The organism is Streptomyces subrutilus (assembly GCF_001746425.1).
GTDB classification, from domain to species: Bacteria; Actinomycetota; Actinomycetes; order Streptomycetales; family Streptomycetaceae; genus Streptomyces; species Streptomyces subrutilus_A.
Genome location: NZ_MEHK01000001.1, coordinates 1,422,146 through 1,443,472, shown reverse-complemented (window position 1 = coordinate 1,443,472; position 21,327 = coordinate 1,422,146). Strand labels below are relative to the sequence as shown.

Sequence of the window (21,327 nt, the reverse complement as noted above, 5' to 3'; positions counted from 1 at the left end):
CCTCAGAGCGTTTCGAATGTGTCGGTGTCCGCGCGGTGTTCGCGTACGAGTCCGGTGTGGACCTCGTAGTACCAGCCGTGCAGGCGGAGTCCGTCGGCTCGCAGGCGCTGCTCGACGCAGGGGTAGGAGCGCAGCCGCAGGAGCTGCGTCAGGACGTGGTTCTGCACCGCCTCGGCGACCGTAGGGTCGGTGGGGTCGGAGCACTCGGGTTCTTTCACGGCGTGCGCGAGCCAGTCCCGTACGGCGGGAACCGAGTTCAGGTCGTCACCGCGCACCACGGCACCGACCGCACCGCAGTGGGAGTGGCCGCACACCACGATGTCCTTGACGCCGAGGACTTCTACGGCGTACTCGATCGTGGCCGCCTCGCCGGTGGGGGTGGTGGAGGCGTACGGGGGAACGATGTTGCCGGCGGTGCGCAGCTCGAACAGCTCGCCGGGCCGGGCGCCCGTGATGAGGGCCGGTACGACCCGGGAGTCGGAGCAGGTGATGAACAGGACCTCGGGGGACTGGCCTGCGGCGAGGCCCGCGAAATCCTCGGGACGCCGTCCGAAGGTACGCGCGTTGTCGATGAGAGGCTGCATGGTGTGGTGATTCCTCCTGGCGCGCCGTAACAGCGCGTCGGGTGTGCATGACGGAGATGTGGGGGGCGTTCCACCGGATCAGCGGCGGAACATCTGAAGCGCGGCCCCGGAAGGGGCCCTGGATCTACTCGACGCGCGGCCGTGCACGGCGTTGGGCGCGGCGCGGTCGAGTCCGGCCACCGGTCCTCGGTTCGATGCCCCACTGTGCGGCTCCGGGCCGGTAGGGGTGGCCCCGGCCCGGCCGCCGACGGCGGGACGGCCAGAGGGGTGAGCGTGGGTGAAGGAAGCCGCGGCGGCGAGGAGCGGGGACGCTGGCAGCGGGACGGAACAGAACGCCGACACGCTCCGGGGCGTCGTGGCTCGCAGCACGTTCTCCCCTTCCGGCAGGTTCACGCCCGTGGCTCAAACCAAGAGATCGTCAACTATTGGTCAAGGACACCATGAGCAAGTAAAGTTGCTTGCAAGGTTAACTGCACGTGTCGGCCAGGAAAGAGCCCAAAAAGTGAGGGTTGTTTGGCCGGATCCGCGTTCATGAGCCGGGTTCGCCTCACCGGCTGGCTCATCATCGACCATGCCGCCATCGGTCGTTCCATGGGCGTCACCACTGCGTGTGCGAGGGGAAATGCCCACTTCGCCGACTTCTGCGAAACGCTTCGGAACCCATGCCGGATTTATGGTGCGGCCCCTGAGGCGTACGCCTCGTCTCCGCGGGCGGCCCCGGTGCGCCGTCGCGGCCGGGCCGTCCGGCAGCGGGTCGGTTCGGGGCGTCCCTTTTCGCGTGGACGTGAGAGGCCTCCGCACGTACGCGAATCCTGTCGAGTTCGCGGGCCGCGCTCGGCTCGAAATTGGGCGAGGTGTGCAGTTCAGGTCAATCAGCAAGTCGGCTCTTGACGTCTGATTGACCATCTCTTTACGTTCGATGCCGATGGACGGCCGTCGCGAAGCCGTCTTTTGACGAACGTGTGCCCCTCTCTTCGATTCCAGGAGGTCTCACCATGGATCAGCTCATCAAGCGCATGACGCAGGAGCCCGTGTGGCACAAGTGGGTCGCCGCCAACTCCACCCAGGCCGCCAAGGACGGGTGTATCAGCACCACCACCAAGGACGGCTGCATCAGCACCACCACCAAGAGCGGCTGCATCTCCTGACCCGGTGATGCCCCGGGCTGTCGGCGCGGCCGTCGCCGCGTCGACAGTCCTCACTCGCCCCACCCGCCGCCGACCCGCCCCGGAGAGCTCCCGTGAAGCGCCTGCCGAGTGCCGACGTCCTGGACAAGGTGCGCGACATCCCGATCTACCGCGCCTCCATCGAGCGCGGTCACTTTCCGATCCTGGAGAAGCCGGAGATAGCCCGCGGGTTCCCCGACAACTGGATGACCCCCGCGCTGGCCCGCGCGCTGGAAGCGGGAGAGGCCGAGTTCGTGCTCTCCACCGGCACCAACCACGCCCGCATGCAGCTCATCCGGCCGCCCTACTTCCTGCTCCGCTCGTACTACCGCCTGTGGAGCGAGCACCCCGATCTTGGCACCTCGTGGCACGAAGGCGCCCGACGGGTCTCACTGACCACCGTCCTCGCCACCGAGCACGTGGCCCGGGTGAACGCCCGCAAGCCCGGCACCACCCCCGGCGAACGCTGGCTCGACGACCGCACCTTGTACCTCAACCGCCGCCTCGACCCTGCCGACTGGGACCGCGAAGAAGTCGAGCGCATGCTCACCGAGATCCGTGAGGCGGCCACCACTCACCCCGACGGCGCCTATCTGCTGGACTGTTCCGGCTACCACCTGGCGCACCTGGTCCGCAAAGTCTCCGCATGGGGCCTGTGGAGCGACTTTCCCCGTCCCGCCGGCATCGTCCACGCCTACGAGTACACGCCGTCGAACGTCCGCGCCCACCTGCGCGCCCACTTCGAGTGCCCGGTGGTCGACCTCTTCGGCAGCACCGAACTCGGCTACCTCTTCTACAGCGACGCCGAAGGCCGCTACCAGCCCTATCTGCGGGACATGAGCGTGGAGCTGATCCCCGTGGAACCGGGCAGCGGCATCCACAGCCTCATCGTCACCAGCACCCGCAACCCCTACATGCCGTTGATCCGCTACCGGTCCGGCGACTGTGTCCGCACCCGCGACGGCAGTGCCGATCCGGAGAGGATCGTCTCCTTCTGCGGGCGGGAGAAGGAACTGCTGCGCACGCCCGACGGGCCCGTCTCCCAGGCCGACCTGGACGCCCGTATCGCCGGGGTTTGCACCCGTGTCTTCCTGCATCAGCTGCACCTGGTCGACGAAGACCGATGCCGCCTGGCGTACACGACCTTTGACGACGCGCCGCTCACAGCCGGCGAGACGGCCGAGCTGGCCGCCTCCGTCGCTGCCCTGACCGGGCGGGCCTGTCAGGTGGAGCACCGCACTGCCATCCCCGTCGGGCGCTCCGGCAAGTACGCCTGGCTGACCGCGCACGACCCTTCTTGACCGAGCCCGTCGCCTCCCGCGCGCGGGGCCCGCTTGTACGGGCCGTCCCCGCGTACGCGGCGGCTTGGCGCGCCCGACGACGACCCCCGAAGGAGCCTCATGTCCACGTCCGCCGCCCATGCCCCCTCGGCCCACGCCGCCGACAGGGCGCCCACCGCCGAAGAACTGCTCGGCCCGACTCTGCACGAGGAGGTGGTACGTCACTTCTCGGCCGAGCCAGACGCCCCGTCCGCGGCGGTCGTGCGACACCGGGTCCGCGAGTGCCTGCGCTACCTCTACCTCGTCTCCCGCCACCCCGACCGGCTCGGCGGCCTCTTCCTCCCCGTCGAGCAGGACATCGACGAAATATGGCACTACCTCATCCTGCAGACGCGCGAGTACCGCGAACTGTGCGAACAGCGGCTGCCCGGAGGACACTTCATCCACCACCGCAGCATCTCCTACGGCGCCTACCAGGAAGCGCCCGGACGGCAGACCGCCGCCGAGGAGGCCCTGCGCTGGATCCCCCTCTACACGGCCGAGTTCGGCCCCTTCGACGCCGACGCCCTGCCGCACTGGACGATCGTGCGGTTCCTGCACGACGAACTGCACATGTCGCTGACCGAGATCTCCGGCCTGGTCGACGAGGCAGGAACGCCCGACGGACCGAAGGCGGTTCCCGTGCGGGATCACACGTGACCCAGACGGTCTCCCCGGCCACGGGGGCGGGGTTCTCCCATGAACAGCGCCGCGCCCTGACGGTGCTCGGCATCTCGCAGACGCTCGGCGGCGCGGGCATGGCGGCCGGCATCACCGTCGGCGCGCTCCTCGCCCAGGACCTGCTCGGCTCGACCGGTCTGGCCGGACTCCCGGCCGCGCTCTACACCGCCGGCGCGGCCTTCGGAGCGGCGGGTCTCGGGCGCGTCAGCCGGCGCTTCGGGCGCGGTCCGGGACTGGCGCTCGGCAACGGCATCGCCGCGCTGGGCAGCGCGGGCGTGGTCGCGGGAGCCGCGGCGCGCTGGCCCGTCCTGCTCCTGGCCGCCCTCTTCGTGTACGGGGCGGGCACGGTCACCGGGCTCCTGGCACGCTACGCGGGCGCCGAGCTCGCTCCGCCCGAACGACGCGGCCGGGCCGCCGGAACCGTCCTGTTCGCCATGACCCTGGGAGCGGTCGTGGGCCCGAATCTGACCGGACCCACCGGTGATCTCGCCGGCACCTGGGGCCTGCCGCGGCTGACGGGTCCCTTCCTGCTGGCGGCGGTCGCGTACGTGGCCGCCGCGCTCGTGCTGGTGGTGGGGCTGCGCCCGGACCCGCTGCCCCCGGCCCCGCCCCAGGCACCCGGGGCCGCCCCTACAGGGCGCCCCACCCTTGGCGTCGTCACCGGTGCCACCGTGATGATCACCGCGCAGCTCGTGATGATCGCAGTGATGACCATGACGCCCGTCCACATGGCAGATCACGGCCACACGGCACAGGCGGTGGGCCTGGTCATCGCCCTGCACGTGGGCGCGATGTTCCTGCCGTCACCGCTGAGCGGCCTGCTCGCGGACCGGATCGGCGGGCGGCGGGTCGCCACCGCGGCCGGAGCCGTCCTACTGGGCGCGGCTCTGCTCGCCGGCCTCGCCCAGCCGACCTCCGTCCCCCTCCTGGCCTGCGCGCTGGTCCTCCTCGGAGCCGGCTGGAACCTGGCCCTGCTCGGCGGCACGGCCATGCTCACGGACGCCGCGCCCGCCGAGAACCGGGCCGCGGTGCAGGGCCTCGCGGACGTGGGGATGTCCGTGGCGGGCGCGACCGGCGGCATGGCCTCGGGGCTGGTGATGGGCGGCACCGGATATCCGGTCCTGGCGGTGGCCGCCGGGGCCCTCGCCCTCGCGGTCGTCCCGGCGGTGGCGATGAGCGGCAGCCGCCCCACCTGACGGGCGACCGGGCAGTCCGTACGCGGGAGGACGACCCGGCACCCGCCACGACATCTCCCGCCCCCCATCACCCCCGTCCGTGATCCGGCAGAACAGGAGCCCACAGATGAGCCGTCCGACGAGTTCTCCCACGAGCGCTCCGATGGTGTCCGACGGCCGCCCGTCCGCCGTCGACCAGGTCGACGCCGTGGTCGTCGGAGCCGGATTATCCGGCCTCTACCAGCTTTACCGGCTGCGGGAACTCGGCCTGACGGCCGTGGCCTTCGAAGCTGGCGACGACATCGGCGGAACGTGGTACTGGAACCGGTATCCCGGGGCCCGCTGCGACATCGAGAGCATGTCGTACTCCTACTCCTTCTCCCCGGAACTCGACCAGGAGTGGGAATGGAGCGAACGCTACGCCGCCCAGCCGGAGATCCTGCGCTACCTCCACCACGTCGCCGACCGGTTCGACCTGCGCGAGGACGTCGTCCTGCGCACTCGCGTCACACGAGCCGTGTACGACGGGCACGATCAGCGCTGGCGGCTGTCCACGGACACCGGACGGACCGTCACCGCCCGCTTCGTGATCCTGACGACCGGCTGCATGTCGGTCCCCAAGGACCCGGAGATACCCGGCGTCGACAGCTTCGCCGGCGCCGTCCACCACACCGCGCGGTGGCCGCACGAGGACGTCTCCTTCGCCGGGAAGCGGGTCGCCGTGATCGGCACCGGATGCTCGGGCGTCCAGGCCGTTCCCGTCATCGCCGCCGATGCGGCTTCCCTGACCGTCTTCCAGCGGACCCCGGCCTACGTCCTGCCGGCCCGCAACCGTCCGCTGCAAGCCACGGAACGCTCGGCGTTCAAGGCCCGTTACCCCGAGTTCCGGGAGGCGCAACGGCGCTCGCGGGGCGGGACCGTCTTCGCGCCCCCGACCCGCTCGGCGCTGGAGGTCGACGAGGCGGAGCGCACCGCCGCCTACGAGGCGGCCTGGGACGAGGGCTTCCTCAACGGGATGCTACGCACCTACACCGACATCCTCACCGACGAGAAGGCCAACGAGACCGTGGCGGAGTTCGTCCGGTCCAAGATCCGGTCGATCGTGACCGACCCCGCGACGGCGGAACTGCTCTCCCCGCGTACGTTCCCGTTCGCGACCAAGCGCCCCTGCCTGGGAACCGACTACTACGAGACGTACAACCTGCCGCACGTGTCGCTCGTGGACCTGCGCACGACCCCGATCGAGCGGATCACCCCCCGGGGCATCCGGACCTCGGACGGGGAGCACGACCTCGACGCGATCGTCTTCGCCACCGGCTTCGACGCTCTCTCCGGCTCCCAGCTCGCCATCGACATCGTGGGCAAGGGAGGCACGACGCTCCGGGAGCGGTGGGCCGAAGGTCCCCGAAACCACCTCGGGCTCGTCTCGGCCGGCTTCCCCAACCTCTTCACCGTCCTCGGCCCGCTCAGCCCCTCCGTGCTCACCAACATCACGGTGTCCCTCGAGCAGCAGGTCGAGTGGATCACCGACTGCATCGACCACCTGCTCAGGAACGGTCTCACCGAGATCGACGTCACCCCGTCCGCCGAGGCCAACTGGGGCACACGCGTGGCGGAGATCGCCGCCCGTACGCTCTACCCGGCGGTGGACTCCTGGTACACCGGGGCGAACGTCCCGGGCAAACCACGCGTGTTCCTCGCCTACGCGGGCGGGCTCGACCGGTACCGGGAGGAGTGCGACGCCGTGGCCCGCGGCGGTTACACCGGCTTCGTCCTCTCTTCCCTCGCAGGAGGGCCCACCACCCGATCGGCTCGCCCCATGACGAGATGAGCGCGGACGTTTTACGGGCAGCGATATCCGGTGTGGCTCGGTCTGGTCAACGACCCGGTCGCGACGGAGGACGTCGTGGCCTGGGTGCGTGCGGGCGGCCCGGGCGTTGCTCCGCTGCCGCCGATTCTCGGTCTGTACGCCTTCGTGGCCCCGCGCCGCCATCCGGCGCTCCGAACGGCGGAAGCTGGTGGGGGCGCCCCGAGACCGCGCACACGGCCGACGCCGGACGCGTCAGACGAGGGATTGGCGGTAGACCTGTCGTGAACCGCCTTCCGGGCCTGGATCGGCGGTCTCGCCCGGGACGAAACCGAGGCATTCTTAGGAGGCGCGTGCACCGCTGGCATGCCCGACGGCCAGCGCTACCTGTGGACCGCGCGGACGGTCACCCGCCACGGCGGCGGCTGGGGCGCACCCGGCAAGACCTTCGCCATCGGCCTCGGATGCGAGATCCGGCACGCCTCGCGCCTCGTCTACTCCGACGGACTCGACCTGGACAACAGGGCCGCCGCCACCCCGATCGGCATGGGCTGCCGCGCGTGCGAACGCCTCGACTGCACCCAGCGCGCGATGCCGCCCGTGGGCCGGACACTCGCCGTGGATGAGAATGAGAACACGGGCAGCTTCGTGCCGTACGCGAGGCAGGACGAGCGAACGGGGTGACGGACTCCGCCCCTCAGGGCAGGCCGGGAAGTGACACGTCGAGCGCGGGCACGGGCCGCGGGCTGCCGTCGGCGTCGACGGCGACGAAGGTGAGGAAGGCGGTGGCGACCTCGGTGGCGGGTCCGGAGCTGTTCCAGCGCTCGGAGGTGACGCGGACGCCGACGGTCATGGAAGTGCGCCCGGCGCGTTCGAGTCCGGCCTCGACGCTCAGCAGGTCTCCGGCCCGTACGGGGGCGAGGAAGGTCATCCGGTCGACCGAGACGGTGACGGCGGGGCCGTCGGCGTGCCGGCCGGCGGCGGCCGCGGCGGCGTCGTCGATGAGCTTCATCATCACGCCACCGTGGATCGTGCCGTAGAGGTTGGTGTCGTGCTCGCTCATGATGTGGGCGAGAACCACCCGGGAGTCGTCCGGCGTCTTGACCGGGCGGGCGGCGGGGGCAGGGCTGGTGACGGTGGGATCGGCCACGTCAACTCTCCTTCGCGAGCCGCGGCAGGGCTGTTCCGCACGCCATGGGTGTCGGCGTGCGGGCAGCGGGCAGGTCTTCGGACTCGCGGGCACGTCTCGTCGTACGAGACCCCTACTGGCCGTCGCTTCCCAAGCCGTGTGCGTCGGCCCAGTGCTGTGTGACGGCGGTCGTTCCCGCTCACCGCTGCGGGGCAGTCCCGGATTCCCACCGGGTTCCCTCTTACGGCGCCTCCACCTGGCGGGCAGGGGCGAACCAGCTGCCCCGCCAGGGTACGTGTCGTACCCACCCACAAGGAAAAGGGGGTGAGTGGAACGCCGGGTGCCAGGAAGGAGCGTCAGGGCACCGGGCCCCCCTCCTTCTCGCCTTCGGCGCTCTCCGGCCGGTGCGGCAGGAGAGCCACGGCCAGGGCGGGCAGGGCCGCGAGGACGAGCCACGGTACGGCCGGCGGCAGGCCCAGGTCGAGCAGGGAGCCGCTGGCGGAGCTGCCGATGAGGACGATGAGGCCCGAAATGGAGGACAGGGCGCCGGTGTAGAGGCCGAGGCGGCCGTCCTCGGCGAGGTCGGGCACCCAGGCGCGGGCGGCCGGGACGACGAGCATCTGGCCGAGGGTGAGCAGGGCGACGTATCCGGCGGCGGGAAGCAGGGCCCAGGTCCCCGTCCACCCGGCGGGGAGGGCGGCGGCCACGACCGCGAAGCCGGCCGCGATGATCAGCAGCCCGGTGGCCATGGAGCGGCGCAGGTCGAGCCGGTCGCTCGCCCAACGGGTCATCGGGAGCTGGGCGCACACGACCAGCAGGGAGGACAGGGCGAACAGCCAGGACAGGGCCTCCTGGGACCCGGTAGCGCGCTGCACCTCGTCCGGCAGGGCGAGGTAGAGCTGGTTGTAGGCGAGCAGGTAGGTGCCGTACGCGCAGCACAGGGCGAGGAAGCGGCGGTTGCGCAGCAGCACGCGCATCCCGCCGCGTTCCCGGATGCGGACCCGGCCGGGGATGTGCTGCGGCATCAGCCACATGTGCCCGGCCAGGACGAGGGCGAAGACCCCGGCTCCGGCGAGGCAGACGGTGCGGAAGTCGACGGCGAGCAGCAGGGCGCCGAGCAGCGGGCCGACGAAGGCGCCGGCCTGCCCTGCCGCACTGAGCAGGGCCAGTACCCGGGTGCGTGAGCCGTGGCCCTCTTCCTCCCAGATCACCGCTTGCCGGGCGACCTCGGACTCCACCGCCGGGGAGAACAGGGCGGCGGCGAACCCGATCAGCAGCACGGCGCCGATCACGCTCCACGTCGCCTCCGCGTACCCGAGCCAGGCGAAACCGGCGATCCGCAGCACGCAGCCGGCGAGGACGAGGGGGCGCACGCCGTGACGGTCGACGAGCCAGCCGCCGACCACGAACAGCTCCTGCTGGCTGAAGGTGCGCAGGCCGAGGACGAAGCCGACCATCCAGCCTGCCATGCCGATCGCGGTGCCGAGGTGGGTGGCGAGGAACGGCAGGACGGCGTAGAAGCCGACGTTGAAGGCGAGTTGGGTCAGGATCAGCAGCCGCAGGAGCGGTGAGAGGTGCTTCCAGGTCCGCTGGCGCGGGGATCGTGCGGCGGAGCAGCGGCGCAGGACGCGGGTCATCAGGTCGCTCATGAGGTGGGTGAGGGGGAGGTGGACGCGGCGGTGAGGGTGGTGTCGGCACGCGGCGGCTTCGTGTCCGGTGGGGCCTGGGGCGCGGGAGGTCCGGGCCGTTCTGCGGGCCGGGAGTTCCGCTTCGGGCGGGGCAGGCGCACACCGCTGGCCGTGGTCACGGCCAGCGCGCCGAGCAGGGCGAGGACGGTGGCGGGGGCGAGGACCGCCCAGGGGGCGCGTTCGGCGTAGGGCTGGTTCTCGGCGAGCAGCAGACCCCACTCGGGGGAGGGCGGCTGGGCGCCGAGGCCGAGAAAGCCGAGGGCGGCCAGGGCGAGGGCGATGCCGGGGAGCCGGAGCAGGGCGTGGCGGGTGACGGGCGGCAGGACGGCGGGCAGGAGCACGTGCCACAGCAGGTACCAGGCTCCCGCGCCCAGTGCGCGCGTGGCTGCCAGGTGGGTAGTGGCGCGCTCCTGCTGGAGCAGGGCGGCGGTGTGGGTGGCCAGGGGGGACCAGGCGACGACGGCCACGGCCAGCGCGGGGGTCCACGGGCCGCTGCCCGCGATCCCGGTGACGAGGAGGCCTGCGAGGACGGGCGGCAGGGCGTTGACGGTGTCGACGACCGGAGCGGACAGCCGGGGCAGCAGGCCCAGCAGGATGCCGGTCACGAGGGCGAGGGCGGTCACCGCGAGGGCGGTACCGAGGGTGTTGAGCGCACCGTGGGCGATGCGGGCGAGGATGTCCCGGCCGAGGGCATCGGTGCCGAACGGGTGTACCCAGGAGGGGGACTTCAGCCGCGCGCTGGAGTCCAGCGAGAGCGGGTCGCGCGGCAGGCCGAACCCGATGACCGCCAGCAGCAGCGCCCCGTACAGCACAGGCGCGATGCCGCGCGCGGGCGGGGTCGGCCGGTGCAGGGACTGCAGGGCGCCGTCGCGCAGCGCGGGCCCAATCACGAGCCGGGCCGCGAGCCGGGCCAGGATGCCGGTCGCCGCCGCGAGCAGGATCAGGGCGAGCGTGCCGGTCTGCAGGACGGGCAGGTCCTGGGCGAGGGCGGCGCGCACGGTGAGCCGGCCGAGGCCCGGAATGTCGTAGATCTGCTCGATGGCGACGGAGCCGCCGGTCAGACCGACCACGAACAGGCCCAGGTTGGGCAGGAGTCCGGGTACGCAGCGGCGCAGCGCCTGGCGGGCGACGGACTGCGGCGGGAGGCCGCGGGCGGTGGCGGCCAGTGCCCAGGGTTCGGCGAACGCGCTGGGCAGCAGGTCGTCCAGCATGCGCCCGAGGAGGGCACCGGCGGGCAGGCCGAGGGCGAGCGAGGGCAGCACCATCCACTGCGGCCCGTACCAGCCCAGGGCGGGCAGCCAGCCGAGTTGTACGCCGATCACCGAGGCCAGCACGGAGGCGACGAGGAACTCGGGCAGCGCGGCCAGCACCGCGGCCCCGGTGCCGCCCGCGCGGCGGTCGCCGAGCCGGCGCCGCGAGCCGAGCCACAGGGTACGGGCGCACACCGCGGCGGCCGTGGCGCAGGCGACGGCGAGGGCCCCGGCCATCAGCAGCAGGGAGACACCGAGGGCCTGGGCGGCGGCGGGCCGCACGTCGGTGCCGGAGACCCATGACTGGCCCGCGTCACCGTGCAGCAGCCCCCCCAGCCAACGCCCGAGCAGGGCCAACGGGCTGTCATCCAGACCGAGTTTGTCGCGGATTGCGTTCAGTGTCTCCGGAGTCGGGTCGCGTTCCGCCGAGCGGGCCTTGAGTACGGTCAGCGCGGGGTCGGTGTGCGACAGCCAGGGCAACAGGCCGATCGCGCACACCAGGGCGGCCGTGAGGACGGTCCGCCACAGCAGGGCGAGGCCGCCGCCCCGCGCGAGGACACGCAGGGCGGCGAGCAGGGCGGAAGAACCGCCAAAGCCGACGGACATACTGCTCAGCGCCGGGTACCGGTGCCGATGAGCTGCCGCTCGAACGGGTCGAGAAGCGCGCCCCTGACCGACGTGCCGATCCCGGAGACGACCTTCAGATGGACGAGGGGGATCTCCGCGTCGGTACTCAGGATCGCCGCCTCCCCCGTCAGGGCGGCGTCCTGCCGCTTCGCCGGGTCGGACTCGGCCTGGGCGGCGGCGACCAGCCTGTCGACGTTCTTGTCGCACAGGAACGACAGGTTGTAGCTGCCGCCGCAGGTGTAGTCGCTGGCCAGGACGGTGACCGGATCCCCGGTGTCCAGCATCGTGTTGCGGGAGACGACGGCGGCGTCGAACTTCGCGGAGAGCAGGTCGCCTTCGAGCCGGGCGTAGGTGCGGACCTCCAGCTTCACCTTGAACCCGGCCTTCTCCAGCTGCTGTTGCAGAACCTGGGCCGTTTCAGGCAGTTCCGGCCGATCGTTGAAGGTCGCGATGGTGATGCTCTTGCCGTCGGGGTCGGCGGCCTCGGCCCGGCCGGTCGGCTCGGTCCGCTTGTCGGCCGCCCAGGTCAGAGCGGGCCCGTAGAGCCCCTGCGCGGGCTCGGCGTACCCCTCGTACACGCCCTCGGCGACGGCGGAGGCGTCGATCGCCTCGCGAGCGGCGGCACGCAGCCGCGCGTCAGTGAACACGCCGGACCTGGTGTTGAGGTACAGGCTCGTGTTGCGGGCGGTGTTCGTCTTGTGAGCCGTGCCCTTGTCCAGGGAGGAGACCTGGGCCACCGGGAGCGTCTCGGCGATGTCCACATCGCCCGTGCGCAGAGCGTTGGCGCGGGCGGTGCCGTCGGAGACGAACTTCGCGTCGATGCCCGCGGCCTGGGCGCGCCCGCCCCAGTAGTCGTCGAAGCGCTCCAGGGTGGCCGCCGTGTCGCCGGTGGTCTTCGTGAGTTCGAAGGGGCCGGTGGCGGTGCCGACCGGGCTGGCGGCCCCCTTCGCGTCGTACGCCTTGGGGGAGAACACCGCCAGGCTCGGGTTGGTCAGCCGCAGGGGCAGCACGGGGTCGGCCTCGCCGGTGCTCACCCGGACCTTGCCGTCACCGGCGACCTTGGCGGTCAGTTTCACGCCGGAGATCGCGGAGGGTGTCGGCTCGGCCGCGGCGGCGTGGGTGAGGGCGGTGGCGACGGCCTCGGCGGTGACGTCGCCGCCGTCCTGGAACCTGGCATCCCGCAGGGTGAACACCCAACTCCGTCCGCCGTTCTCGCTGCTCCACGACTCTGCGAGCGCGGGCGCCACCGTGCCGTTGGCGTCCAGACGGGTCAGCCCCTCGCTCACGCCCAGCTTGGCCAGGAGGAACGCGTCCCGCCCGTACGGGGAGAAGTTCTCCGCGGGTGCGAAGGCCATCGCCACGCGCAGCCGTGAACCCTCGCCGGAGCCCGAAGACCCTGAGGCGGGCGAACCGCCGTCGCCGGAGGCGAAGCAGCCGGTGAGCAGCGGGACGAGGAGCAGGCCGGCTATGAGCCGACGGCGGAAGCTTCTCATGGTGGGGGTTCTCGTCTTCCGGTCGTGCCGATCAAAGGATGTCGACCGTTAGGGTAAGCGATAATCGTTTTCATTTAAACATGGGTACCTCGAAGTGCAGGGTCTCCTGATCTCCGTCGGGCTCCGTCCGCTCGTCGAGCACCAGCTTTCCCAAGGACCGCCACAGCGCCTCCGCGCCCGGCGAGGACGCGTAGGTGTGCAGGTAGAGGGACCGGTAACCGCCGTCCGCCCTCGCGAAGGCCGCCAGCTCGGCGACCAGTCGTCGAGCGAGCCCGCGGCGCCGGTGCTCGGGGCGTACGTACACCCGCCGGAGCTGCGCGGTCTCGCCCGACGGAAAGCGTTCCGCGACCCAGCGCGGGTTCGGCGGGTGCTCGGGACCCCGCGCATCCAGGGCCGCCGTGGCGGCGACGGAGCCGTCCCGCTCGTCGACGGCCACCAGGAGGGTGTGCCGGGGCGGAACGAGGTAAAAGCGTTCGGGATCGATGATGTCGGCGTGCCATCGCGGCACGTAGCCCGTGCCGAAGTCGCGGTAGACGGCGTCGAGCATCACCGCTCGCGCCTCGCCGAAGTCATCCGTGGTGGCGGTGCTGATGCGGTAGTCATGCACCTGCACAGAGTATGCAACTAGGCAGTGTCTGACAAATGATCACGAGCTGGTTTCGCGGAGCAGAGGATCAGCGAGGCCAGAACGACTCCGGCACGGTAGCGGTCGGCGAGCTTGTCGAATCTGGTCGCGATCGCGCGGAACTGCTTGAGGCGTGCGAAGCATCGTTCGACCACGTTGCGCTCGCGGTAGAGCTCTTCGTCGAAGGCGGGCGGCCGGCCGCCGAGGCGCCCTCGGCGCCGGCGGTTGGCCGCTTGGTCGCGGCGCTCAGGGATCGTGACGGCGATGCCGCGGCGCCGCAGCAGGTGCCGGATCGCCCGGCTGGAGTAGGCCTTATCGCCCAGGACCCGGGTCGGTGTCCTGCGCGGGCGGCCGGTGCCGACTCTCGGAACGCGGATCCCGTCGAGGACCTGGCCGAAGGCGGTGGCGTCGTTGACGTTGCCGGGCGTGAGCACGATGGACAGGGGCAGGCCCCGGCCATCGACGGCGAGGTGGACCTTGGTGGTCAGCCCGCCTCGGGACCGGCCGAGGGCCTGGCGCGTCTGCGAGCGGCCCGGATCTTCCAGTTCGTCCCCGTCTGGGGCCCCCTTTTGCGGGCGCTGGCGGCATGCTGATGGGCACGGTTGACTGTGGAGTCGACGGCGACGGCGACGGCGACGGTCCACTCCACCCGGCCCACCGCGTCATCATGGACCTGGACGTGTTCCAGCAGCTTCGCCCAGGTCCCGTCCGCTTCCCAGCGGGCGAACCGCTCGTAGGCGGTCTGCCAGGGTCCGTACCGCTCGGGCAGATCGCGCCACGGAGCCCCAGTCCGCAGCCGCCACAGCACCCCGTTGACCACCTGGCGGTGATCACGCCACGGACGACCACGTCCATCCACCCGCGGCAACAGGGGCTCTATCCGCTCCCACGCCGCTTCCGTCAATGATCAGAGTGCTTGTGCTCGTACTCTCGCGCGGGGTCCGTCACGAAACGGCTCAGCCGGTAGGTGGTCGGCACCGCCAAGCGTCCGCACAGCGTGTCGATCCGGATCATCGACCCGTCGACTCCGGCTTCCCGAAGACGGCGCAACCTCGTACGCATCTCCGCCTGGTCCGGAGTCTCAACGACCACTTCCCACTGTCCCGCGTCCGGCGCAGTGCGGGCAGCAAGCCGCTGCCGCGCGTCCTCTTGCCGCCGCCTTCTTTTCCCCTGTCCTGGCACCTGCCCAGAATCACTGGCTGGCGTCAGGACGGCAAGGCAATTGGATCGAGCACGCACTCTCGGTGATCGTTTGTCAGACACCGCCTAGGCCAGTTTCTCGACCTCATCAGCGAGCGTGCTGATCCAGCCTGGGCTGATGAACCCCTTGCGCGTGCCGATTACCAGCGCATCCTCGACACGCTCATCCCCTCTGCAGGATCCACACGGCATGCGGGGCGGCTCGGCGCCAGGCGGGACGGCTGAGGACGCCGCCGCCTTGGTCACCGCGCGTCATCGTCAGGGCCTCCTCCCTGTCGGCGGCGCAGCACCTCCCGGGCTGAGTTCACCGTACGGGCCGCCTCGGCCAGAACACCAGCCTCTTCCTGGGCCACCGCTCCCTGGCTGTCAGTCTTCATCGGTGGCTGCCTGTTCCTCGGTCTTGGCTTCCTCCACCATCCGCTCGATTTCCGTGTCGACTCGACGCAGCTCGTCTACAACCAGGCCCCATGCCCGGCCGTGCAGTTCTTCTGGCACCTCGTCTTGGATGAACTGCGACAGCCGGTCTATCTGCATTTCAGCGTCGTACTTGCTCGCGGTCGTCGGCGAGGTCGCCACGGCCCACGCGAACCGGCCGACCGCCGCGACCCCGCGGGCGATACCGCCGAGCACCGTCCCGAAATCCGGCACTGTCCCCTCCTCCACCCTCAGCAGTCTGTCGATTCTGGCTGTGGGGCTCAGTGCAGCCCCAACCATCTCAAGCGGATGGTGACGGACACCTGGCCTGAAAGTCACTCAGCAGCCTGCAAAGTCCTTCTTTGTGGCCTCCTCCAGACCTTGGCAGGTGGGAGCGCTACCAGAGATGGGGCTGGCGAGTTTAGTGACGGGGGGTGGGCCTGACTGGACACACCTGGGCCGTACGGCGCTACAGATTCTTCCCTGCTCCGAACTGTGCCTTCCCAGTACATTCCAGACCGACGTCCCGTACCATGGCGAAGCAACCTCGGTGGTGTGGTCTGGGATTTCGCGTTTCCCATGCGCAGGCGAGGTGCCGTCAGGAAAGCTGCGCTTCAGGCCGGTCGAGCACACCGTCCGCAGGGGCGATGGAGGGGGAATCGTGGCAAAGGTGACGCTGTCCGAGGCGCTGGCAGAACTCCGCGAAGAGCTGTACAAAGCCGCTGATACCGGTGGCAACGAGCAGTTCAGGTTCGAGGTCGAGCAGGCCGAACTCTGTCTTGAGGTCGAGTTCCGCAAGGACGGCAACGGCAAGGTCAACGTCGAAGTCGGCGCCTTCGGCACCAAGGGTGCAGTGGAGGCCGGAGGTGGGGGTGGGAGCACGCAGCGGCAGACGCTGACGTTGACGCTGAACGTCCGCGACGAGGCCCTGGGCGGACAGCCCGCCCGCATCCGCCGGCACGAGACGCCTGGCGGGGAGCCGAGGGCTGATGTCCCGCCTGGCGGCGACGCCTGAGTAGTCACAAACGTGGAGGCGCGGGCGTAGCGGGAGAACGACAGTGGACGCGCAGAGAACGGCGTACATCAAGCCTGACCAGCCGGTGGGCGGGTCGGGTTCGGGGTATCTCATCGGGCCCCGGCTGGTGCTGACCGCGCTCCACGTCGTCCACGACGACGGTGTCCGCGCGTCCGGTGCGACCGTCTGGGTCGGGCATCCTCGCGCGGACTCCGGGCTTCGTAAACGCACCGCGACGGTCATCTGGCCAGCCCCGGACCTCGGCCCGGATAGCGCCGGGGTGCCGGACGTCGCGCTGCTGCTTCTGGACCAGGACGCCGACGAAGGCCACACGACGGCCGTGCCCTGGGGCCGGCCCCAGGGCGATGCTCCGCTGGCCTATGCCGGGATCGGGGTTCCGGCGTTCTCCACCCTCTCGGGCGGCGGCGTCCAGTACGAGAGCCTCCGCGGCGAACTCGCCCCCCTGACCACCGCCGGCAGACGCTGGGTCCTCGACTGCCGCGTCTGGCCCGCCGCCACACAGCAGAAGGAACGTCCTTGGGCCGGCGCCTCCGGCACCGCCATCTTCACCAACGGACACCTCGTCGGCGTCGCCGTCGAATACGGCACCGGCATGGGCGAACGACGCCTCACCGCCGAACCCGTCCACCTGCTCCTCACCGACCCAGGATTCACCACCCTGCTGACCGAGCACGGCTTCCCCAGCACCCGGAACACAGCCGACGACGTCACCGCCGACGAGGCGACCGCGACACGAAGCCGACACGCGTGGTCGGTGCTCGCTGAACAACGCAAGCTCGCTACGGCCGGCGTTCGGACCACTATCGGTGATGAGTCATCCGGCGGTCCGGTCGTGATCTCATTCGCCGACCGCCGCGAGCAACTCGCTGAGGCCCTGCGCGAGGCCGGTACTCGTGCTTCGGCTCTGTTGGTATCCGGCGAGTCGGGCATCGGCAAGAGTGCGCTGACGCTGTCGGCCGTCGCCGAGCTGGAAGCCGTAGACCCTGCCGGGTTCCAAGGGGTGGTGGTGAACTTCCGGAGTTTGCCGCAGTCCAGCTTGGAGCTGCGAGCTGTCCTTGGGATGTCGCTGGAGGACGTGCTCGCAGAGACATCGGCACCGTCTCGGGTCTTGGTCATCGACGCGGCTGATGCTGCTCTGGAGCGGTCCGCTGGCCTCTTGAGCGATCTGGTGCTGGCAGCGGCTGCGGCCGGTGTTGGGCTCGTCGCGGTCACATCTGACGTGGCACTGGGTTACGTACGGGAGCAGGTCGAGCTGGGCTTCGCGAAGTCCGTTTCGTCTTTCGAGATGTCGCCGCTGGGAGATGAGGATATCTCGGTCGTCTCGGGACATTTTCAGCTTCTGCGTGCAGTCCTGCGAGACCTGCCTGCGAACTCGCTGCTGCGCAGACCAGTCGTGCTGGACCTTCTGGCTCGGACCGGGACGGAGCCGGACAGCGCGCTGGGTGAGTGGGAATGCCTTGATCTCGTGTGGAGCAGGGTTGTTCGCGGCGACGGACGGCCCGGTGTCGGATCGGCGGAGGCGCGCGAACAGACACTGCTTGCGGTAGCCGCAGCGACCATGAAGCTGCCCGAGGGGCATCGGCCCCTCGCAGGCGTCGATGCCGCAGCAGTCGACGCGCTGCGCCGTGATCATCTGCTCGCGCCGGCGAGCCGGTACCGGAACCAGCCGGACTTCGCGCACGACGAAGTCCGGCGGTACGCGACCGCCATCCTTCTCGTCCGTAGTCAGAGCCCGACCGAGTTGCTGCAGGCAGCGGGGGCGCCCCGGTGGGCACTGTCGGCCGCCACACTTGCCTGCAAGGGGCTACTGAAAGCACCAGACACTCGACCCGTTCGGATGTTCATCGAACTGCGCTCACACTTGCAGGTATTCGCGGCAGCGCACGGACCCCGGTGGTCTGACGTTCCGGTAGAGGCGGTTTTGGAGACGCCATTCGCGTACGAATGCCTAAAGTCCGCGTGCGAGGATCAGTCGGTCGACCTGGTGCTCGGCGACGTGGTTCGAGTTGTTCAGCAGAGGCATAAGGTCAACGGGCTGGTCGACCATCTCATCACTAACCCTGTTGTCCAGATTCTTCTCGATGAAAAAAAGCCCTGGGATGTGTCGGAAGATTCGTTCGAACTGCTCGCGGACTGGCTGCAGGCTCTGTCCCTGGCAAACATTCCGGCCGGCGACGAGCTGCGAATCCGTCTTCGAGGCCGTCTCCTTGCCTGCTGGAACTCGTTTCCTCTACGCAAAACCGGAGCGGGCGTACCGTCCGGGCGAATCTTGCAACGCCGTCGACGCCGACGTGAGCTGGACTACCACCTGACGAGGGAGAATTTCGTCGAAACGTTGGCCCTGCTCGGTCCGGACATTGATGATGCCATCGAAGCGTGCCTTCGGGCCATCGCGGACGATGCACCAGCGTTCCTGGCTCCGGCCGCGGACGCGCCATTGAGTGCCCGAGCCTTGGCGCAGAAGGACCCGGAGCTATTGGCGGCGTTGATGATGGCCTACTACATCGACGACGAAACAAGCTGGCACCGAGATGAGGGTGTCCGAGGGCATCAGGGGCGCTGGAGAGGTTTCGGAGTACCTTTCTTCCAGTACTACTTCGGTGGGTTCTGGCAGCTATTCCAGACAGCATCAGTGCCGACCTCGGTGCGGGTGTTGAATGGCATCCTGAATAGCGGTGCGCGGGCGCGCGTAGCAATGTTGTCGCGGCCTAGCCCGCCCTATGCATTTACTGATCCTTTTGATGGTGGCGGCGAGGGTGCCGATGGTGAGGCGGAGAATGGAGAGGGAGAAGACCGCGGTGCGATTCTGAACATTTATGGCACTTCCCGCTTGTATGTCGGCGACAGTCATGTTTGGAGCTGGTACCGGGGTACGTCGGTCGGCCCATATTCGGCGATGAGCGCGCTCCAGGCGATGGAGCGCCTTGCCGATATGTGGTTGAGTCAGGGCGTGTCACCAAAAAGGGTCGTTGAGGTACTCCTGCATGGCTGCGAGAACCTCGCGGTTCCGGGAATGCTATTTGGTCTGCTCGTGCGCCACATCGAGAAAGTCGGCACCGAACTCGACCTGTTCCTCGCCGAACCGGTTGTGTGGGACTTGGAGTTCGGTCGCACGACGAGTGAGTATTCAGGGCTGCGTGCAATAACCGAAGGGCTCGCGAACCTCGAACGTCGCCGTTGGACACCGCGCGAGGTAGCCATGTGGCTTATAGTGCATGGTGGGCAGGGGCGTGTCCAGGATTTGAAGAAAGTCGCCAAAAAGCTTGTCGAGAATGGCGACCGTCTTGGATTTAGCCAAGAGCTTACGAAGAACTGGGCTGCCAGTCTGGATTCGGATCAATACCGGGTTAAACAGCACGGCGATGCAGTCCACATCGAGGTCGAGCCGCCGCCTGAGCTGCGAGCCGCACAAGAAGCGCACACGGCTTACCAGGAAGCCCTGCAGACCAGCACGCGGCTGAAGAACCGGTATTGGGGATCGGTCAAGCACGACACCGAGTACGTGCCGCCCCCATCGGCAGAGATCGCCGCGGATCTGGCGGCAGGCCGTGCCCTGCTGGAGTCCGACGGAGATCAAATGCCGCCCCGGGATTTGGACGCCGTTGCCCACGTCACTCGAGCAGCGATCGAACGAGCCGCTGCTGGTGATATGGAGGCGCTTGGCGACGAAGCGCAATTCGCAACCGAGCTTGTCATCGGCATCGCATTGTCGTTCCAGGAGACCGAGGGCCAACATCACGAGGGCCAGTTCTTCGATCTTGGCGCCGACCGAGCGGTGGCTCAAGCCGTGCCGGCGTTCCTCACACCCGCCCTGGCCGCACCGCTGGAAGCGGCTGGTGGCTCGATCGAAGATGTTGCCGAAGCCGGTCTTGCGATGGCAGGCAAGGCGCCTATGGAGACCCGGCTGTACCTGGCACGTGGATGCGATGTCGTCTGGAGGGGCCCATGCCACTTCAACCCTTGCATCCACCCGACCGCATTGAACTGGTTGCTTGAGACCGCCCGTGGCGCAGAAATCGGTCCGTGGGACCAAAGCGGCCAAAGACGGCCGAATATCCAGATTGCTGGCGACGTTGCCGAACGCCTCCAGGAACTACCGGGTGACTCCGTCAGGATCGCGGTTCTCGATGCAGCCATTCGCGGCCTCGGCGCAGCCGCGTCGACAGACCACTGTTGCACTGACGAGGCAGCCGCGCTCCTCGCCGCGCTCCTCGACGTCGAGCGACGCGCTATGGTCGTGCAAGAGAGCGAGGGCTGGTCCGCGGACGACCGCGGGACGCACACCCTTGTCGCCGCACGGGCCCTGCTCGAAGGGTTCGCGAAGAACGGCGACATCAGACCGTTGCTCAAGCACCTCGATGCTCTTCGCGCAGGTGCACAGTTGATGTCGAATTTTCTCCACGGTCTTGCCGCGGCAGGTGCAGAGAACGACCGCTTGGCCGAGGCTGCCCGAGGTGTCTGGCCGTCGTTGCTGCGCCATGCCATTGGCTACCTGAGTGATGACCCGAGCCCCTATCGCGACCACCACTGGGGGGACTGGGCCGCCGCTGCCCTACTGCCGGATCCTCTTCCTTGGACGCAGGGGCTGTACAACGAGGTCGTCGGTGAACCCATTGACTGGGTCCGCGCTGACGACCTTGTTGAGGTGATTGACGATTGGCTGCCTGCCGCTCGAGGTGAGGTCAAGCCCGTCGACGCGCTTATCAGCATCCTGCGAAAGCTCCCGGAGGAAGTGCAAGTCACCCGCGGCGTGCCCTGGGTCTCTGACCTGTGCATTCAAGATGGGCGTGTCACGGTCAAGCAGTCGTGGTTTTCGGATAGCTGGCTCAAGGAAATTCGCACAACGGCCGAGGAGCTCGGTAAGTTGGATGAATGGCAAATGCTCGTCGACTCCTTGGTCGTCGCCGGCAACGAGGGACTGGCGCCGTACAGCAGGTGATGCCTCAGATTCCCTGCCCGTCCTCTCTTGAGTCTTCGGATCTACAGCGAGTGCCGACAGTGGATCTCGATCAATGAGCTTCTGCAGAGTGGACACCGATCGAGTGACGGCCTGACCCGTGAAGGCGAGTACCACTGCAGAACAATGGCCGGTCAGCCTCACAGGGTCGTTCACTCTCTGGGTCGCTGAAGAAG

General features: G+C 69.3%; 15 protein-coding genes, 1 pseudogene and 1 riboswitch. Of the genes and pseudogenes, 8 read left to right on the top strand and 8 right to left on the bottom strand.

The window, feature by feature from the left end:
* Positions 1 to 2: 2 nt before the first annotated feature.
* The gene (locus BGK67_RS07465) at positions 3 to 584 is read right to left on the bottom strand and encodes a carbonic anhydrase (RefSeq protein WP_069919169.1); all 582 of its coding nucleotides are present in this window, start codon (positions 582 to 584) and stop codon (positions 3 to 5) included.
* 995 nt (positions 585 to 1,579) lie between these two features.
* Here BGK67_RS07465 and BGK67_RS38765 point away from each other — a divergent pair.
* The 6 genes and pseudogenes from BGK67_RS38765 to BGK67_RS07440 form a co-directional block, all read left to right on the top strand.
* Positions 1,580 to 1,732 (top strand): hypothetical protein, encoded by a 153-nt coding sequence (locus BGK67_RS38765; protein WP_167739554.1) that lies wholly within the window; start codon positions 1,580 to 1,582, stop codon positions 1,730 to 1,732.
* 92 nt (positions 1,733 to 1,824) lie between these two features.
* On the top strand, positions 1,825 to 3,051 hold the full coding sequence (locus BGK67_RS07460; protein WP_069919168.1) for a phenylacetate--CoA ligase family protein: 1,227 nt from the start codon (positions 1,825 to 1,827) through the stop codon (positions 3,049 to 3,051).
* Positions 3,052 to 3,150: 99 nt separating this feature from the next.
* The gene (locus BGK67_RS07455; protein WP_069919167.1) at positions 3,151 to 3,729 is read left to right on the top strand and encodes a glycine-rich domain-containing protein; all 579 of its coding nucleotides are present in this window, start codon (positions 3,151 to 3,153) and stop codon (positions 3,727 to 3,729) included.
* Complete coding sequence (locus BGK67_RS07450) at positions 3,726 to 4,946, top strand: MFS transporter (RefSeq protein WP_069919166.1); 1,221 nt, start codon at positions 3,726 to 3,728, stop codon at positions 4,944 to 4,946. The genes BGK67_RS07455 and BGK67_RS07450 overlap by 4 nt, the downstream gene beginning before the upstream one ends.
* A 106-nt stretch (positions 4,947 to 5,052) precedes the next feature.
* A complete protein-coding gene (locus tag BGK67_RS07445) occupies positions 5,053 to 6,756 on the top strand; it encodes a flavin-containing monooxygenase (RefSeq protein ID WP_244291168.1) in 1,704 nt (567 codons plus the stop codon).
* 336 nt (positions 6,757 to 7,092) lie between these two features.
* Positions 7,093 to 7,416 (top strand): annotated as a pseudogene (locus tag BGK67_RS07440) (short-chain fatty acyl-CoA regulator family protein); the annotation flags it as partial.
* 13 nt (positions 7,417 to 7,429) lie between these two features.
* Here the strand turns inward: BGK67_RS07440 and BGK67_RS07435 are convergent.
* The 7 genes from BGK67_RS07435 to BGK67_RS07395 form a co-directional block, all read right to left on the bottom strand.
* The gene (locus BGK67_RS07435) at positions 7,430 to 7,882 is read right to left on the bottom strand and encodes an acyl-CoA thioesterase (RefSeq protein WP_069919163.1); all 453 of its coding nucleotides are present in this window, start codon (positions 7,880 to 7,882) and stop codon (positions 7,430 to 7,432) included.
* Positions 7,883 to 7,933: 51 nt separating this feature from the next.
* Positions 7,934 to 8,155, bottom strand: a riboswitch (cobalamin riboswitch).
* A 62-nt stretch (positions 8,156 to 8,217) separates the two neighbouring features.
* Positions 8,218 to 9,510 (bottom strand): MDR family MFS transporter, encoded by a 1,293-nt coding sequence (locus tag BGK67_RS07430; RefSeq protein WP_069919162.1) that lies wholly within the window; start codon positions 9,508 to 9,510, stop codon positions 8,218 to 8,220.
* Positions 9,507 to 11,405 (bottom strand): ABC transporter permease subunit, encoded by a 1,899-nt coding sequence (locus BGK67_RS07425; RefSeq protein ID WP_079154066.1) that lies wholly within the window; start codon positions 11,403 to 11,405, stop codon positions 9,507 to 9,509. Before BGK67_RS07425 ends, BGK67_RS07430 begins: the two co-directional genes overlap by 4 nt.
* Positions 11,406 to 11,410: 5 nt before the next feature.
* A complete protein-coding gene (locus tag BGK67_RS07420; RefSeq protein ID WP_069919161.1) occupies positions 11,411 to 12,919 on the bottom strand; it encodes an ABC transporter substrate-binding protein in 1,509 nt (502 codons plus the stop codon).
* A gap of 70 nt (positions 12,920 to 12,989) precedes the next feature.
* Positions 12,990 to 13,526, bottom strand: coding sequence for a GNAT family N-acetyltransferase (locus BGK67_RS07415; protein WP_069923695.1), 537 nt, complete (start codon positions 13,524 to 13,526; stop codon positions 12,990 to 12,992).
* 17 nt (positions 13,527 to 13,543) lie between these two features.
* Positions 13,544 to 14,448, bottom strand: a protein-coding gene (locus BGK67_RS36055; RefSeq protein WP_432215424.1) for an IS5 family transposase whose coding sequence is annotated in 2 segments (ribosomal slippage) — positions 13,544 to 14,100 and positions 14,100 to 14,448 — 906 coding nt in all. Because the reading frame shifts where the segments join, the coding sequence is not laid out codon by codon here.
* 662 nt (positions 14,449 to 15,110) lie between these two features.
* Positions 15,111 to 15,392, bottom strand: coding sequence for an RNA polymerase I-specific transcription initiation factor RRN3 family protein (locus BGK67_RS07395; protein ID WP_244291167.1), 282 nt, complete (start codon positions 15,390 to 15,392; stop codon positions 15,111 to 15,113).
* 427 nt (positions 15,393 to 15,819) lie between these two features.
* Here BGK67_RS07395 and BGK67_RS07390 point away from each other — a divergent pair, with 427 nt between their 5' ends.
* Positions 15,820 to 16,173: a trypco2 family protein gene (locus BGK67_RS07390; RefSeq protein ID WP_069919158.1), complete on the top strand. Its 354-nt coding sequence runs from the start codon at positions 15,820 to 15,822 to the stop codon at positions 16,171 to 16,173.
* A 43-nt stretch (positions 16,174 to 16,216) separates the two neighbouring features.
* A complete protein-coding gene (locus tag BGK67_RS07385) occupies positions 16,217 to 21,133 on the top strand; it encodes a trypsin-like serine peptidase (RefSeq protein WP_069919157.1) in 4,917 nt (1,638 codons plus the stop codon).
* Positions 21,134 to 21,327 lie beyond the last annotated feature (194 nt).